15 protein-coding genes are annotated in these 16,691 nt (G+C 35.7%); 9 read left to right on the top strand and 6 right to left on the bottom strand.

What is annotated here, in order from left to right:
* Positions 1-193 precede the first annotated feature (193 nt).
* The gene (locus BW932_RS08130) at positions 194-1,144 is read right to left on the bottom strand and encodes an ABC transporter ATP-binding protein (protein WP_076386991.1); all 951 of its coding nucleotides are present in this window, start codon (positions 1,142-1,144) and stop codon (positions 194-196) included.
* Between the two features lie 78 nt (positions 1,145-1,222).
* On the opposite strand from BW932_RS08130, the gene BW932_RS08125 reads away from it, so the two are divergent.
* Positions 1,223-1,882 (top strand): YceI family protein, encoded by a 660-nt coding sequence (locus BW932_RS08125; protein ID WP_076386990.1) that lies wholly within the window; start codon positions 1,223-1,225, stop codon positions 1,880-1,882.
* Between the two features lie 145 nt (positions 1,883-2,027).
* Here the strand turns inward: BW932_RS08125 and msrA are convergent, their stop codons facing one another.
* Positions 2,028-2,684 carry a peptide-methionine (S)-S-oxide reductase MsrA gene (gene msrA, locus BW932_RS08120; RefSeq protein WP_084566480.1) on the bottom strand — a complete coding sequence of 219 codons (657 nt, stop codon included), beginning with the start codon at positions 2,682-2,684 and terminating at the stop codon, positions 2,028-2,030.
* 316 nt (positions 2,685-3,000) lie between these two features.
* On the opposite strand from msrA, the gene alaS reads away from it, so the two are divergent.
* The gene (gene alaS / locus BW932_RS08115) at positions 3,001-5,658 is read left to right on the top strand and encodes an alanine--tRNA ligase (protein WP_076386988.1); all 2,658 of its coding nucleotides are present in this window, start codon (positions 3,001-3,003) and stop codon (positions 5,656-5,658) included.
* An 81-nt stretch (positions 5,659-5,739) separates the two neighbouring features.
* Here alaS and BW932_RS08110 read toward each other — a convergent pair whose 3' ends face one another.
* The 4 genes from BW932_RS08110 to BW932_RS08095 all read right to left on the bottom strand — a co-directional run bounded on the left by BW932_RS08110 (position 5,740) and on the right by BW932_RS08095 (position 8,975).
* Positions 5,740-5,982, bottom strand: a complete 243-nt coding sequence (locus BW932_RS08110) for a hypothetical protein (protein WP_076386987.1) — start codon at positions 5,980-5,982, stop codon at positions 5,740-5,742.
* A gap of 86 nt (positions 5,983-6,068) precedes the next feature.
* A complete protein-coding gene (locus BW932_RS08105; protein WP_076386986.1) occupies positions 6,069-6,566 on the bottom strand; it encodes a GNAT family N-acetyltransferase in 498 nt (165 codons plus the stop codon).
* Between the two features lie 18 nt (positions 6,567-6,584).
* Entirely contained in the window at positions 6,585-7,796 is a 1,212-nt protein-coding gene (locus tag BW932_RS08100) for a metallophosphoesterase (RefSeq protein WP_394333204.1), read from the bottom strand.
* Positions 7,797-7,907: 111 nt separating this feature from the next.
* On the bottom strand, positions 7,908-8,975 hold the full coding sequence (locus BW932_RS08095) for a 3-oxoacyl-ACP synthase III family protein (protein ID WP_076386985.1): 1,068 nt from the start codon (positions 8,973-8,975) through the stop codon (positions 7,908-7,910).
* A gap of 101 nt (positions 8,976-9,076) precedes the next feature.
* Between BW932_RS08095 and BW932_RS08090 the strand changes: the two genes are divergently transcribed.
* From BW932_RS08090 to BW932_RS08060, 7 genes are all read left to right on the top strand, one after another.
* A complete protein-coding gene (locus BW932_RS08090) occupies positions 9,077-9,646 on the top strand; it encodes a hypothetical protein (protein ID WP_076386984.1) in 570 nt (189 codons plus the stop codon).
* A 10-nt stretch (positions 9,647-9,656) separates the two neighbouring features.
* Positions 9,657-10,376, top strand: a complete 720-nt coding sequence (ubiE, locus tag BW932_RS08085; protein ID WP_084566477.1) for a bifunctional demethylmenaquinone methyltransferase/2-methoxy-6-polyprenyl-1,4-benzoquinol methylase UbiE — start codon at positions 9,657-9,659, stop codon at positions 10,374-10,376.
* Between the two features lies 1 nt (position 10,377).
* Positions 10,378-11,163 (top strand): type IX secretion/gliding motility protein PorT/SprT, encoded by a 786-nt coding sequence (gene porT / locus BW932_RS08080; RefSeq protein ID WP_076386982.1) that lies wholly within the window; start codon positions 10,378-10,380, stop codon positions 11,161-11,163.
* 149 nt (positions 11,164-11,312) lie between these two features.
* On the top strand, positions 11,313-11,615 hold the full coding sequence (locus BW932_RS08075) for a hypothetical protein (RefSeq protein ID WP_076386981.1): 303 nt from the start codon (positions 11,313-11,315) through the stop codon (positions 11,613-11,615).
* Positions 11,615-11,902: a cell division protein ZapA gene (locus BW932_RS08070; protein WP_076386980.1), complete on the top strand. Its 288-nt coding sequence runs from the start codon at positions 11,615-11,617 to the stop codon at positions 11,900-11,902. The genes BW932_RS08075 and BW932_RS08070 overlap by 1 nt, the downstream gene beginning before the upstream one ends.
* A 327-nt stretch (positions 11,903-12,229) precedes the next feature.
* Positions 12,230-13,801: a ribonuclease Y gene (gene rny / locus BW932_RS08065; RefSeq protein WP_076386979.1), complete on the top strand. Its 1,572-nt coding sequence runs from the start codon at positions 12,230-12,232 to the stop codon at positions 13,799-13,801.
* A 286-nt stretch (positions 13,802-14,087) separates the two neighbouring features.
* Positions 14,088-16,586 carry a cation-translocating P-type ATPase gene (locus tag BW932_RS08060; RefSeq protein WP_076386978.1) on the top strand — a complete coding sequence of 833 codons (2,499 nt, stop codon included), beginning with the start codon at positions 14,088-14,090 and terminating at the stop codon, positions 16,584-16,586.
* Positions 16,587-16,691 lie beyond the last annotated feature (105 nt).

Genomic DNA, 16,691 nt, shown 5'->3' with positions numbered 1-16,691 from the left:
AAAAGGAAAAATTTGGACAGGGTTCCGTTTCGAAGACTCATTGTATGAATCAATCATACTAATTTCGTCTTTGGGGTAGAAAGAGAATTAACCAAAAATTTCCTTACTTTTTCTCTATCAAAGTTAAGAAATATTTGCTCAATAAAAAAGTGTAAAGAAAAGTAAAGTGTTCATTCCCACGATCGGATGATGCTTACTTTTCTTTTTTCTTTTCAAATTCAATGTGAATAGAACCTTCTATTTTTTCTGGCGTGTACATGATCAGGTTTTTGTCCTCTACAGAAATTTTATTCCAGAAATGGCTTCCCGCAAAACGGCTTTCTACAACTTTCGCTTCTTTCCCAGTAGTTGAAATTTTGATTTCATGCGGATACCAAAAATTTTTAGAAAGATCAAAAATCGATTTTTCATCCTCAGAAAAAATATTGACTTCGCCGAAAAGTTTCGCAACATACGCATTATAAGGTGTATTATACGTTTCTTCTGCGTTGTTGTTTTGAATGAGCCTTCCTTCCTGTAACACAATGATCTGATCCAACCACGGAATCACTTCCTGAATTTCGTGTGTAGAGATGAGCAATGAAATATTTTTTTCCTTGACGTATCTGAACAATCTTTCGCGCAGTTCTATTTTTCGCGAAAAATCAAGATTACTAAATGGTTCATCCAGCAAAAGAAGTTTGGGCATTACCGAAAGTGCTCGTGCAATAGAAACACGCTGCTGTTGACCACCGCTCAAATATTTGGGCAAAATAGAGGCGTACTCTTCTAATCCAACGACGGTAAGAAGTTCCTGAACTTTTTCCTTTTTTGCTTCTAAGTTTATATTAGAAATAAACTTGCCCACATTCTCTGCAACAGTTGAGTAAGGCATTAGATCATAGTTTTGTGCCACCAATTTCATGTCATCTTCTCCGGGAACAAGATTTTTTTTTGGTCCTAAAATTGGTTTGCCTTGAAAAATAATTTCACCCTTATCCGAATCGAGTAAACCGTAGATTAAATTTAATAAGGTAGATTTTCCGCAACCACTTTCTCCAGCCAACGCGATCGTTTTTCCTTCTTCAACTTTAAGGTTGAAATTGCGGAAAAGATTGTTTTCAGGAGAGTGAGAGAAAAATAAATTGTTTATTTCCAGTAGCATCCTGCAAAAATAACATATTTGTCTTAAATAGGAATATTTTTATTATTTTAGCCAAACAATAAAAAAGTAAGATTTTTAATGAAAAAAGCAGTTCAATTATTAATTATAGGTGCGTTTTGTGCCGGAATGATCGTGGTTTCTTGTGGGAAAGATAAACCATTGTCGAGTCAAGCTAATGAATCTACCATCACTACTGAAGGAAGCATTTTTGAGTTGGATACATTGAACAGTAGAATCGAATGGAAAGGTTTTAAAGTTTTGAAAACCGAAAACACCAGTCATTTTGGAACGATTAAATTCGAAAGTGGTGATGTTACGGTAAAAGACGGGAAACTAGAAAGCGGAAATTTCGTAGCCGATATGAGCACTTTGACTTCTGTTGATTTAAAAGATGATGCAGAAAATTTAAATAAATTCAATGGACATCTGAAAAGTGACGATTTTTTTGAGACCAATAAATTTCCTACAGCTTCCTATGAAATTACGAAAGTAACGCCAAATTCCCAAGGAGATTACAACACCTTACTCGATGGTAATTTAACCATAAAAGGAATTACAAAACCGGTGCAATTTAATGCGAATGTTTTGGTTAAAGAAGGCGAAATAAGTATTGCCACGGAACCGAAAGATATTATGCGTGAAGATTTCGGTGTGAAATTCCAAATGCCACTTGCAAATGGATTAATTAAAGATGAGGTGAATATTCAGATTTTAATTAAAGCATTAGAAAAAAAATAAAAATACATTTCGTATTCCAAAAAATCCGTATTCTGTTTGAGACGGATTTTTTTGTGCTGAATTTCAAGGTGATCTTCTTTACTCCATGCGAAATCAGCAGGATATTTTCAATAAAAAAGGCTGCCTTTCGACAACCTTGAATGTGTTATTTTGCTTTTGGAAGCGGATTTGCATTTTTTGCTTCTTCAAACACGGAAAGCGGAATGTGGCAATATCCACCTGGATTTTTTTCCAAATAATCTTGGTGATAATCTTCAGCTTTGTAGAAATTTTTCAAAGGAATTGTTTCCACGACAACCGGCTTTTTGTAATTTTTTGCCAATTTCGCGACCTCGGTTTTTACAATGGTTTCCGTCTCGGGATCGGTAGAATAAATTCCACTTCTGTAATTGTCTCCTCTGTCATTTCCCTGTCTATCAATCGTTGTAGGATCAATGGATTTAAAAAATATATTGATCAAGAGTGGTAGATCTACCTGATCTGCATCATATTTTACTTTTACCGCTTCTGTAAACCCAGTCGTATGACTGATTACCTGCTCATAAGTTGGGTTTTTAATTTTTCCATTCGCGTATCCAACTTCGGTGGCAACAACGCCTCTAATTAATTGGAACAAATGTTCGGTTCCCCAAAAACATCCGCCTGCGAAATAAATCTCTTTAATGTTCTTACCTTCCATATTCGTTTCTTTTGTATTATTTTCTTTGGCAGTCTGTATTTTAGCTTTGTTGCAGGATAAAGTAGTCACTGCGAAAACACTAACTCCAAAGATAAATGCGAAGAGTGTTAAAATATTTTTCATTTTTTTCTTATTATTTTTATTCATAATTATTTGAACTCAATTTAGTTTCGAAATGCAAATATCAGGCTGAAATCAGAAGAACCCAAAAGTAATTTTCTATCAAGGTCATCTTATAATTTCGGTCAGAAATACTTGCGTTTTTATATACGAGATTGCAATGAATTGGGTTTTATTTTGCCAATCGATATTGGGGAACAAAGTTTATCAGTGAATATTGAATAATTGCCCAAATCAATATTTCATAATCATTTCAAAATCATTAAATTTGCGAACTTCTAATAAAGCTATAGCCAATCGCAAAAAAGCCCAATCTATGATGACCTCACAACAAATAAGAAAACAGTTTCTCGATTTTTTTAAAGAAAAAGGACACCTCATTGTTCCTTCCGCACCAATTGTTTTGAAAGATGACCCAACATTGATGTTCTCTAACTCTGGAATGACGCAGTTTAAAGACTATTTTTTAGGCTATAAAGATCCGAAAGCATCCAGAATTGCAGACACGCAAAAATGTTTGAGAGTTTCCGGGAAACATAATGATTTGGATGATGTAGGTCGTGATACGTATCATCACACCATGTTTGAAATGCTTGGTAATTGGTCGTTCGGCGATTATTTTAAGAAAGAAGCCATTGACTTTGCGTGGGAATTGTTGACCGAAGTGTATAAAATCCCGAAAGAAAATTTATACGTCACTATTTTTGAAGGTGATGCTTCTGAAAATTTGGATCGTGATTCCGAAGCTTATAACTTCTGGAAAGCTCATATCTCGGAAGACCGCATTATCAACGGAAATAAAAAAGATAATTTCTGGGAAATGGGGGAGAGTGGACCATGTGGTCCGTGTTCAGAAATTCATGTCGATATTAGATCAGCGGAAGAAAAAGCCAAAGTTTCTGGTTTAGATTTGGTCAATAACGATCATCCGCAAGTGGTGGAAGTTTGGAATTTGGTTTTCATGGAATTCAACAGAAAAGCCGATGGAAGCTTAGAAAAATTACCAGCACGACATGTTGATACCGGAATGGGTTTCGAACGTTTATGTATGGCTTTACAAGGAAAAAGTTCCAATTATGATACTGATGTTTTCACGCCTTTAATTGCTAAAGTAGAAGAACTCTCAGGAAAAAAATATACCGGCTTTTTAGAAGACGAAAAAGACATTGCAATCCGTGTTTTGGTCGATCATATTCGAGCGGTTTCTTTTGCGATTGCCGATGGACAGTTGCCTTCCAACGGTGGAGCAGGCTATGTAATCCGTCGGATTTTGAGAAGAGCAATTTCCTATTCTTATCGTTTTCTAGGAATTAAAGAACCTTTCCTTTTTGAATTGGTTGCTGTTCTTAGAAATGAAATGGGCGACTTTTTTCCAGAATTGGTGAAGCAAGAAAAACTGGTAACAGAAGTGATCAAAGAAGAAGAAACTTCTTTCCTCAAAACCATTGAACACGGTTTGAAAAGAATCGATCTGATTATCAACGAAACCCTTTCTAAAAACGAAAAATCACTTCCCGGAGCTGCGGTGTTCGAATTGTATGATACTTATGGATTTCCAGCGGATTTATCGCGAATTATTGCAGAAGAAAAACAGTTAACTGTAGATGAAAAAGGATTTGATGAAGAAATGGAAAAGCAAAAACAGCGTTCCAAAAAATCTTCAGCGCAGAAAGTATACGACTGGGTTGTTCTCGAAGAAAAAACAGAATCTTTCGTAGGTTACGACCAATTAGAAACTGAAACTTACATCACAAGATACCGAAAAGTTGAAAATAAAGATGGCGAATTTTACCAAATCGTTTTGTCTAAATCTCCTTTCTATCCAGAAGGTGGTGGACAAATTGGTGATAAAGGAATTTTAATTCCAAGTTATACGGAAGGTTTTGATCTATCGAAACCAAGTGTTTTTGACATTAAAGATTGCACAGAAATCATCGAAGTTTTAGAAACCAGAAAAGAAAATAATCTGATTGTTTCTTTAATTAAAGATTTGCCGAAAGATGCAGGTGCAGTTTTTTATGCAAAAGTAAACGCGTCTGAAAGAAGAAATTCTCAAGCCAATCACTCAGTAACGCATTTGTTGCACGAAGCTTTAAGAGAGGTTTTAGGAACGCATGTGGAACAAAAAGGCTCTTTTGTGAGTCCGGAATATTTGCGTTTCGATTTCTCTCATTTCTCTAAAATTAATGAGGAAGATTTGAAATTGGTGGAAGATAAAGTCAATCAAAAAATTAAAGAAAATATTGCACTTCAGGAGTTTCGCGACATTCCAATGAAAGAAGCCATTGAGAAAGGAGCAATGGCACTTTTTGGTGAGAAATATGGCGACAAAGTGAGAATGATTCAGTTCGGTTCTTCCAAAGAATTGTGTGGCGGAACTCACGTGAAATCAACTGGAGAAATCGGTCATTTTAAAATTCAGAATGAAAGCTCAACTGCAGCCGGAATCCGTAGAATTGAAGCAATTTCTGGCGATAAATCTTCAGAATATTTTGCTACTCTAGAAAGCCAGATGAAGGAAATTTCTGTTTTGTTAAAAACGAAAGATTTGTCCAAGTCTGTGCAAAAACTGATGGATGAAAATACCGCTTTGAAAGCTGAAGTAGAGTCTCTCAAAAAAGAAAAAGCGAAAGGCGAAACCGCAAACTGGAAAAATGATTTTATCGAGCAGAACGGTAAAAATTTGCTAGTGAAAAAAGTTTCATTAGATGCGGGAAGTGTAAAAGATATTGTATTCCAATTAAAGAAAGATGTTCAGAATTCTGTCATCGTAATCATTTCTGACGCCGACGAAAAACCGATGATCACTGTTGGAGTTTCTGCTGATTTAGAAACGCAATTCCACGCTGGAAATATCGTAAAAGAGTTAGCAAAAGAAATCCAAGGCGGCGGTGGCGGAAATCCCGGATTTGCAACAGCGGGCGGTAAAAATTTAGCTGGAATAGAAAACGCGTACCAAAAAGCACAATCACTATAAAGTTAAACGTACTTTAACTTCATGATAAAAAGATAGACCTGGAAGATTTTTCCGGGTCTTTTTTATGTACTGAAAAATTTTTTATTTATTTCCACCTCCTCTTGCAACCAATGCAATCATGAGGATTAAAACCAAAGCTCCGATGATCCAAACCAGTGGATTACTCATCAAGTCTCCACCCATCATACTTTCCCCTTTGTTTACATTTACATCAACTTTTAAATCGGGTGTTTTTTCCTGAGCTTTTATAAGAACTATGGTGAAATTTGCAACTACTGCTAAAGCAAGAAACTGAATCTTCGAAAGTAAATTAGTACGTGTCATCTCTATAAATTTTTAAGTTATAGCTTGAACTTACCTAAAACCGTACCAAAAAAAATGCAAATTGAATTTTTTAGCTGACCGACTTACTAATCAAGAATAAATTCCATTAGATAATCATCCATCACATAACCGTTTCCAATATCGAAGGCTTCTTTGTGAAATATTACGAAACCTTGGGATTCGTATATTTTTATTGCAGGATTTTTTATATTCACATTTAAAATAATTCGATGGTCACGAGATTCTGCTACCTTTTCTTTCAAAAAATGAAGTGCTTTTTTGCCCAATCCTTTTCCTTTAAATTCTTCCAAAAGATAAATGCGGTGAAGTTTGGTCGTGTTTTCTTCATATTGATATTCAAAACCGATAAAACCAGCAGGAGTGGAATCTTGCTCAACAATGAAATAGTGATAATTAGGATTCGCTAAATGCGAAGAAATTTCTTGGGTAGAGTACATTTTTTCTAACATATACTCAACTTGTGACAAAGAAATAATGTTGAGATACGCTTTTTTCCAAGATTTTTCAGCCAAATCGCGAATCAACTGAATGTCATTTACCTTAGCTTTTCTAAAAGTGGTCATTGCTTCTAAAGTGTTAAATTAAATCAGTTCAATTAAGGTAATTTCGGGATCCATTCCGACTCTTCCAGGATATGCAATAACGCCAAAACCGCGATTTACATAGAGGTTTTTCCCTTCACTTTCGTACAAATCTGCCCATTTTTTGTACCTGAACTGAACGGGTGACCAACGAACATTTTTCAAATCGAGGCCAAATTGCATTCCATGAGTATGTCCAGAAAGCGTAAGTTGTACGTTTGAAGGATGTTTTTTTACGATCTCATCGAAATGAGTTGGATCGTGGCTCATCAAGATTTTTGCGGCATTTGCGGGAACTCCGTCTGCAGCTTTGTCTAAATCTCCATATTGGGGAAAAGGTTTTTCGCCCCAGTTTTCAACCCCCAAAATATAGAGTTTTTCACCGTTTCTTTCGATAATTCGATGCTCGTTTCTTAACATTTCGAAGCCTGCCTCTTTTTGCAAAGCAATCAGATTGGGAATGTTTTGTGCTTTTTCTGCGGGCGATTTCCAGTCTCCATAATCGCCGTAATCGTGATTTCCGAGGATAGAAAATTTTCCGTCTTTTGATTGAATGGTAGAAAATAAGGGGACAAAAGGTTTAAATTCTTCTGCGTAATTATTGACCATATCTCCCGTGAATAAAACGATATCAGCGTTTTGCTCATTCATTAAATTGATGGCTTTCTGCAATTTTTCTGGATCGAAAAAACTTCCGCTATGAACATCTGAAATCTGAATAATTTTATATCCTTTGAAACTTGCGGGCAATCCCGCGATTTTTAGTTTCACTCTTCTGATGCGGTGTCGGTACTTTCCGAAAATAATTCCATCAATAAAAAGGACGCCCAAGATTGCAGCACTCCCTAAACCGATTAGACTCAAAAATTTTCTTCGTTCCGGAAAGTGATTGACTTCTGGCGTAAAAGAAGATAAGCCATATCGCAATATTCTGAAAAAATCTTCTGCCAATAAAAAAAATAAAACAAAGAATTTTGGCAGGATGAAAATTAAAAATACGGAAGTAACAATTTGAATCCGATGATGATCGCGGTCTGATTTTTTAAAAGTTAGCAGTTCATAAATAAAAAAACCATAGACCAAAACCGTTATTAGCCAATATCCGATGCGCAATGCTGAATTGGAGGTGATGGTTTTAAAAGCTTGATAAATGTAAAATTCCAGAAGGAAAATAAGTCCTGTGAAAATGAGAAAATTTCTTTGTATATTCATATTACCGTGGAGAAAAAACTTTTGAAATGTTTTTGTAAAGGCCAAAAATAGAGCTAAATTAAAAAAGCACAAAATGATCTTTTGTGCTTTTGTCTATTTTAATGATGGGATTTAGGGAAACCTGTAAACCATCGCATTGATGTTCATTCCGGCGCCTACAGAAGTAAAAACGATATTTCCTTTTTCCTTAAAAGAATGTCCTTCCATTTTACCTTTGCGAATGAGGTCAAACAAGGTAGGAATCGTTGCCACCGATGAATTACCCAATTCCTGAATCGTCATGGGAGAAATGGCATGGTCGTAATCTGATTTTCCGTATAATTTGTGCAATCTGGAAATCATCGCGTAATCCATTTTTGCATTCGCTTGGTGAATAAGAACTTTGTCGATATCGTCTAAAGTCAATCCTGCTTTATCAATCGTTTCTTTGATGGCGTCTGGAACGTTTTTCAATGCATATTCATAGATTTTTCTACCATGCATTCTAATATAAAGTTTGGTTCGGTCTTCATCTTTTTTCAATGAAGGCGAATTTTCAAGGAAATTGAGTTCAGTATCATTGTCACAAATGGTAGAATCGGCAATAATTCCAACCGTTTCATCGTCTGTAGCTTGTACAACAACTGCTCCGGCTCCGTCCGCAAAAATCATTCTGTTTCGGTCAAAAGGATCCGTAACTCTGCTTAGTGTTTCTGAACCAACGACCAATATTAATTTTGCTTTTTTTGCTTTGATTAAGGTATCTGCTAAAATCATGGCTTCAACCCAACCTGGACAACCAAAAATCATGTCGTAATTCACGCATTTTCTGTTCTTAATTCCGAGTTTGTTTTTTACTCTTGCAGACATCGAAGGCATAAAATTCGTCATACCATCTTTGTTTACTTCCCCGAAATTACTGGCGTAAATAATGTATTCCAGATCTTCCCGGTTGATTTTGGCATCGATAATGGCTTCTTCTGCGGCACGAAAACCTAAATCAGAATTAAATTCATCGTCTTCAAGATAACGTCGGTTTTCAATTTCTGTAATTTCTACGAACTTTTGAATAACTTCCTCATTAGGCTTGTCGATTTTTTCACCTTCATCAGTGTAGAAAACAGAGTCTTTGAAATATTCTCTGCCGATGATTGTACTCGGAAGATAACTTCCGGAACCTATAATGATTGTATTGGGCATGTTTTAATTTGAAAAATTTAAGGCAAAGTTAAGAATTAATATGGTATGCTCTTTAAACAAAATTATTATTAAATTTGCAAAAGTTTTTTTAGAACAACTTTATGAAAATCAGTGCATCCACAAAAGGTTTATTAATTTCCCTCTTCACCGTAATTGCTGCTTTTGGAATTTACTTTTTGTTTTTGGCGAAAAAAAATACTTTTTTAGTAGATAATCCTTCCTCAAATACTTTTTATTTTAAAATTAATGAGGGTAAGGAAGGGATTATTGCGGCTGGACAAACTGTAGAAGTTGATCTTGAAAAAGGTAAAAACCAAATCAAAGTCTTCGATGCACAGAAGAAATTACTGTATGATTCGGCTTTTCAAGTCAATAAAATCAGGGGATTAATCAATATTGCACATCAGGATTATTATATTAATGAGCAGTTTTATGGCTACAATTTAAATAAGGATTCGCTGATTACGTCAAGAAAAGCCACTGAAATCGACGGTAAAAATTACGTGAATGCACCCAAACTTTTTAATCAACTCTACACTGATGATTTTTATTATAACACGAATGAAGATTATGATAAGGTGATAAAAAATGTGCAGAAAGTAGAATCAAGAAGTAAAATCTTCCGCAAACAGGATTTTTTAGCTTACTATAAAGAATATTATAAATTTTAAATAAAGTATTTTGAATCAAGTTACCCCTTACAATACCGAAGCCGGTAAAAAGAAAGAAGTAGAGGAGATGTTCGATAATATCGCTCCGAAATATGATCTGTTGAACCACGTTCTTTCAATGAAAATCGATGTGCTTTGGAGAAATACTTTGGTTAAATGGATGAACAAAGACGAACCGAAAGAAGTTCTCGATGTTGCTACAGGAACCGCTGACTTAGCGATTGCAGTGCAGAAAGAAACCGGTGCGAAAGTGATTGGTCTTGATTTGTCGCAGCTTATGCTCAACGTAGGTATTGATAAAATTAAAAAACTTAAATTAGACGACCAAATCAGCATGGAAAAAGGAGATGCTGAAAATTTGCGCTTCGAAAGCAATAAATTTGATTCGGTTTGCGTTGCATTTGGAGTTCGCAATTTTGAAAATCTTGAAGCAGGATTAGCAGAATTAAGAAGAGTGGTAAAGGAAAATAAAAGCGTCTATATTCTTGAATTTTCAAAAGTTGAAGGGTTTTTAGGGCCATTTTATCAATTTTATTTTAAAAATATTTTGCCCCAAATCGGCAGGTTAGTTTCTAAAGATAACAGAGCTTATACCTACCTTCCAGATTCGGTGAATGCGTTTCCTTATGGAGATAAAATGAAAAATATCCTTTTGAATATTGGTTTTAAAAGCGTAGAATTTAAAAAATTAAGTTTCGGCATCGCGACAATTTATAAGGCAACCAAATAATATGTGGAAAATAGTATTGAAAACGAATATCATTGTAGCAATTGGTTTTGCAACAATTGTGAATGCTCAGCTTTTTCGTACCAAAGACCGAATGGATAATTTGGAGGGATTCGATAATCAGAAATTCAGTTATGGTTTTTATCTTGCTGCAAATAATTTTGACTACAAATTAGTTCTCGACCCACGGTTTGGAATGAGTGGGCAAAAAAGCCTCGTACAAACCAAATCTTCGTATAGTTTTGGCGCAGGACTTATCGGGAAATTTCGGTTAAATGATAATTTCGATTTGAGGTTAGAACCAGGATTGCAGTTCGTAGAACGTGAAGTGTTTTTCGATACCCAAACCAACAGTCAATTTGCTGCAGGAACTCCTGCAAATGCTCCTTTTACACCAAGAACTCTTACCGACGCTGATCAATTAAGAACAGTAAAATCAACGTATGTAGATTTCCCGCTTTTGGTCGAAGTTCATGGCGATCGATGGTACAATTCCCGTCCGTATGCTGCTGCAGGAATCAACTGGATGATGAATCTTCAATCAAACAGTTCTGCACCGGATGATAATTCGCAAGGTTTATTTCGTACTACAACAAGTAATTTTGCGTGGTCTGCAGAAATTGGAATTCAGTTTTATTTCAGCAGATTTAAATTAACTCCAGGATTCCGTGGAACCTTTATGATGAATGATGAAATGGTGGGAGATAACTCCGAGACACCTCCTTATTGGACGGCTGCAATCTCGAGCGCAAAAACCCGTGCCTTTATGTTTGTCCTCAAATTCGAGTAATTACTCTCCAAATATTTACAAAAGAGAAGGTGAACAGCGCTTTCTCTTTTTTTATTTCAACAAATTCGGAAATTATTGCCGAATAATCCATCAATTCAAATTAAAATTTTATATTTTTGCTCATTAGTTAGAATTAATTAAGCCTGAAAATGCTCAAAGATTTAGATAACAATTTTTCGGTTTTAGAGAAGAGGATTTTGAATGTAACAAAAAACTACCAAAATCTTACCGAAGCGTTTGTAGAATTATCCCAAGAGCATGCTGAACTGAAGAAGAAATACGAAGAGGAAAAAAAAAACAATCAGGTTTTAGCAGAAGAACATAAAAATATTAAACTTTATTCAGCAATATCAGGAAATCCCGACCATAACCGATTGATGAAGAATCATATCAACAAGTTAATCAAAGAAGTGGATCATTGTATTGCAGAGCTTCAAAACAGCGGTTTGTAATGGAAGTAAGAAGAATTACCATCAACATTGCCGGAAGAAATTACCCGCTGAATGTACCCGCCGCAGAAGAAGAAACGCTTCGGAAAGTTGGTAAAACAATTGAAGCGATGATTAAAGATTTTGAACAGAATTTTGACGTGAGAGATAAACAAGATGCTTTAGCAATGTGTGCCTTAAAATTAGGAACCAATGCGGAAGTTTCACACATCACGAACGAAAAAAATATAAATGCTTCCAACGAAAGATTAATACAGATTAATCAAATGTTGGAGGAGCTGGAAAAGTAGATTTTTCTTTTCCAGACAACAACTGCCTACAATAGTTCTAACACATTACAGGTAAACTCAACGCTATACAATTGCCGAACGAATGTTTATTTAATGGCGCGCCGACTTGCTCGGATTACAGAAAATAAAAAAAAGTTCAAATCGTGTTGATAAGGAGTTTACTCTATATCTTGAACTGTTGTGGGCTTTTTTTTGGACTGATAATTAACTTTTTCGCATTGATCATCCTTTAAAAGTAATTAAACTTAAAATAAAACGAGAGTGCTACAAAATTTAAAACACTCCGTAAAATAAAAATACTATTATGAACTATAAAACTAAACATATATGACACCAACAGCAATTATAATAGGCGTTGTTTGCCTCATTTTAGGAGCAGTAATCGGAATGTTATTTTCCAAAAGCTCCCTGAATGCTAAAGCAAAATTCATTGTAGAAGATGCAAAGAAAAATGCCGATAACCTTTTGGAAAAAGCTACTGTACAAGCAGAATCCATTAAAAAAGAAAAGCATTTGCAAGCCAAAGAAAAATTTATGGAACTGAAATCTCAGCATGATGCCGATATTCAGCTCCGAGAACGTAAAATGCAGGATTCAGAAAAAAGAATCAAAGACAAAGAACAGAAACTCAATGATGATCTCAGCAAAACAGGTAAACTAGAAAAAGACCTAGAACGCCAAATGGGAGATTATGCAAAAAAGGAAGATGTTTTAGAGAAAAAACAGCAGGAACTAGACTCGGTAACTGCACAAAAAGTGGAAATGTTAGAAAGAATTTCTGGCTATTCTGCAGATGATGCAAAAAGTGAATTGGTAGAAGCTTTGAAAGCTGAAGCGAAAACAAGAGCTCAGTCTCATGTGCAAAATATTATGGCAGAAGCGCAACTAAATGCGAAACAAGAAGCCAAAAAAATCGTCATTCAAACCATTCAAAGAATTGGTACAGAACAAGCTATCGAAAATTCGGTATCTGTTTTTAATATTGAATCTGATGAGGTTAAAGGGAGAATTATTGGTAGAGAAGGTCGTAATATTCGTGCCTTGGAAGCAGCAACTGGCGTAGAAATCATTGTTGATGATACTCCCGAAGCAATTTTGCTTTCATGTTTCGATCCTGTAAGACGAGAAATCGCAAGACTTTCCCTGCATCGATTGGTAACCGACGGTAGAATTCACCCAGCAAGAATCGAAGAAGTTGTAGAAAAAACCAAAAAACAAATCGAAGAAGAAATTACCGAAGTTGGTAAAAGAACAGTGATTGATCTTGGTGTGCACGGACTTCACCCAGAATTGGTAAAAATCGTAGGACGAATGAAATTCCGTTCTTCTTATGGCCAGAACTTATTGCAACACTCCAGAGAAGTTGCCAACATTGCCGCAACCATGGCTGCAGAATTAGGATTGAATGTAAAATTGGCAAAAAGAGCCGGTTTGCTGCATGATATCGGTAAAGTTCCAGAGCAGGAATCCGAACTTCCACACGCACTTTTAGGAATGCAGTGGGCGGAAAAATATGGCGAAAGTCCAGAAGTGATCAATGCGATCGGAGCGCACCACGATGAAATAGAAATGACTGGCTTGCTTTCCCCAATTATTCAGGTTGCAGATGCGATTTCAGGAGCAAGACCAGGAGCAAGAAGACAGGTTTTAGAATCCTATATCCAAAGATTAAAAGATCTGGAAGCTGCTGCACTAAGTTTCGACGGAGTTTCCAGCGCTTATGCAATTCAGGCAGGAAGAGAACTTCGGGTAATGGTAGAAAGCGGAAAAGTGAGCGATGACAAATCTGCGCAACTTTCTTACGATATTTCAGAAAAAATTCAAAATGAATTAACCTATCCAGGTCAAGTTCGTGTTACCGTAATTCGCGAAACGAGATCGGTGAATATTGCGAGATAAAATTGCAAAACATTAATAAAGCAAACTCCTTTCAGTCATGAAAGGAGTTTTTTTGTGGGAAAAACAATGCGTTTAAATTCTTATTTTTTTGAGAACGTTCTGTTTTAAAAATAGATTCAAAGGTGAAGGTGGAATTTCTTCAATTATTAAATTTTATATAGAAATAAAGTGTTTGAAATATCTTTAAAATCGCAACAAATTTAAATGATGGCGCGCAATTATTTCTGCGAAAAAGGTCAAGTCTCCCGCTACATTTTCACTACCTTTATTACGTAAAATTACGATTATGGATTTCAATGTTCCGAAAAATTTCAAAGGTCTTACAGAAGCTGAAATTCAAATTTCCCGTGAAAAATTTGGGTACAATCAATTGAACAAAACAGAAAAAACAAGTTGGCTCAAACTCCTGCTTGATATTTTTCGGGAACCGATGTTAATTTTATTGATCATCATTGCGATTATTTATTTCGTGGTTGGCAATTTTGGTGAGTCACTTTTTATGTTACTGGCGATTGTTGTGGTTTCAGGAATTTCTTTTTTTCAGGATAACCGAAGTAAAAAAGCGTTGGAAGCTTTAGAAAAACTCAATGAACCTTTAAGCAAAGTCATTCGGGATAATAAGATTTTAGAAATTCCTACCCATGAAATTGCAGTGGGAGATTTATGCGTTACGGAGGAAGGAAAAATGATCAATGCAGACGGAATCATCCTTCACAGCAATGATTTCTCAGTCAATGAATCATCGCTTACAGGCGAAAGTTTTTCTGTATTCAAAGATAATAAGTCGAGCGATAAACAAGTTTACAGCGGAACTTCTACGGTTTCAGGATTGGCTGTTTTCGAGGTACAGAAAATAGGAAAGGAAACAAAGCTGGGTAAAATCGGGGAATCAATTCTTTCGATTAAAGTTGAAAAATCACCGCTTCAAATTCAGATCGAGCGTTTTTTGAAGTATATGGCGATTATAGGAATTATCGTCTTTATTTCAGTTTGTGCTGTAAATTATTATCATACGAGAAATGTTGTGGATTCATTATTAAATGGTCTCACTTTGGCGATGTCGATTCTTCCTGAAGAAATTCCCGTCGCTTTTACCACTTTTATGGCACTTGGAGCATGGAAATTAATGCAGCAAGGAATCATCATCAAGAAAAGCAGTATTGTAGAAACTTTAGGAAGTACAACCGTGATTTGTACGGATAAAACCGGAACGATTACTGAAAATTCCATGCATTTAAAAGCGGTTTATGATTTTAAAAGTGACCGCAGTTATAATGAAGCCGAATTTTCTGAGGCGGTAATTTCAGAAATTTTACAATATGCAATGTGGAGCAGCGAACCGGTACCATTTGATCCAATGGAAAAAACACTCCACGAAATTTATTCGAAAACTCAACCGAAAGATTTACGGCCTTATTTTAAAATGTTTCATGAATATCCGTTGGAAGGCAAACCACCAATGATGACTCATATTTTTGAAAATGATAAAGCTGACCGAATTATTGCGGCGAAAGGAGCTCCAGAAGCCATAATTAATGAATGCGACCTTTCTGAAGATCAAAAAAATGCAATCCGGAAACAGATGGATTTTTATGGCAAAAAAGGATACCGACTTTTAGGCGTGGCAAAATCTAATTTTAAAGGTGAGCAATTTCCTTTGAAACAGCAGGAAATACAATTTGAGTTTTTAGGTCTTGTCGTTTTCTATGATCCACCGAAAAAAGATATTCAAAATGTTTTCCGACAAATCGCTGAAGCTGGAATAAAAATTAAAGTCATTACCGGAGATAATGCTCAAACCACCGAAAGCATTGCTTTACAGGCCGGAATTCCAAATAAATCAGTTCCCGTGAATGGCGATGAAATAACAAACCTTCCGGAGGCGGAATTGAGGAAAATCGCACAAGAAAAAGTACTCTTTACGAGAATGTTTCCTGAAACTAAATTACGATTGGTAGAAGCTTTGAAAAAAAACGGCGAGATTGTGGCGATGATTGGTGATGGTGTGAATGATGGACCTGCCTTGAAAGCTGCACACATCGGAGTTGCAATGGGTGAAAAAGGTACTGAAATTGCGAAAACTGCGGCTTCGGTTATTTTAACCAACGATGATTTGGGAAAACTCGTCATCGCAATTGCTGCAGGACGTAGAATTTATACGAATATTAAAAAAGCGGTTCAATATATTATTTCCATTCACATTCCGATTATTCTGACGGTTTCTCTGCCCTTGTTTTTGGGTTGGGTTTTCCCTCAAATTTTTACGCCAGTTCACGTTATTTTTCTAGAATTGGTGATGGGTCCAACTTGTTCAATCGTGTACGAAAGCGAACCTATGGAAAAAAACACCATGTTGCAAAAACCACGACCGATTACTGAAACCTTTCTTACTTGGCGCGAATTAATTGTAAGCATCATTCAAGGATTGGTAATTGCAGCCGCCGTTTTGTTTGTTTATCAAATGACTTTCCTCCATGGAGGAAATGAAGAAATGACGCGAACAATGGTATTCACGACCTTAATATTTGCCAATATTTTGCTGAGTTTTGCGAACCGCTCTTTTTACTATTCGATGTTTGAAAGTTTTAGGAATAAAAATATTCTTTTGGTGATCATCACTTCTTTAACCTTATTTATTCTGGGCGTAATCCTTTATGTCGCTCCAGTTTCAAATTTTTTCAAGATGACTGCTCTTAATGTAGAACAACTTTTGACAGCAACATCTGCTGCGATTCTTTCTGTAATGTGGTTTGAAATTTATAAACTGATTAAAAGATACTGTTGAAAATAAATTGAAAATTTTCCGGGGTTTTGATCAAAAAAAATCTGTTTCGATAAATTTAGAAAGAGATTTTTTTAGTTATTTGAGAGTCAATTCTCGTTAAATATC

Source organism: Kaistella chaponensis (assembly GCF_900156725.1).
Classification (GTDB): Bacteria; Bacteroidota; Bacteroidia; order Flavobacteriales; family Weeksellaceae; genus Kaistella; species Kaistella chaponensis.
This window is presented reverse-complemented; position numbering and strand designations above follow the sequence as displayed.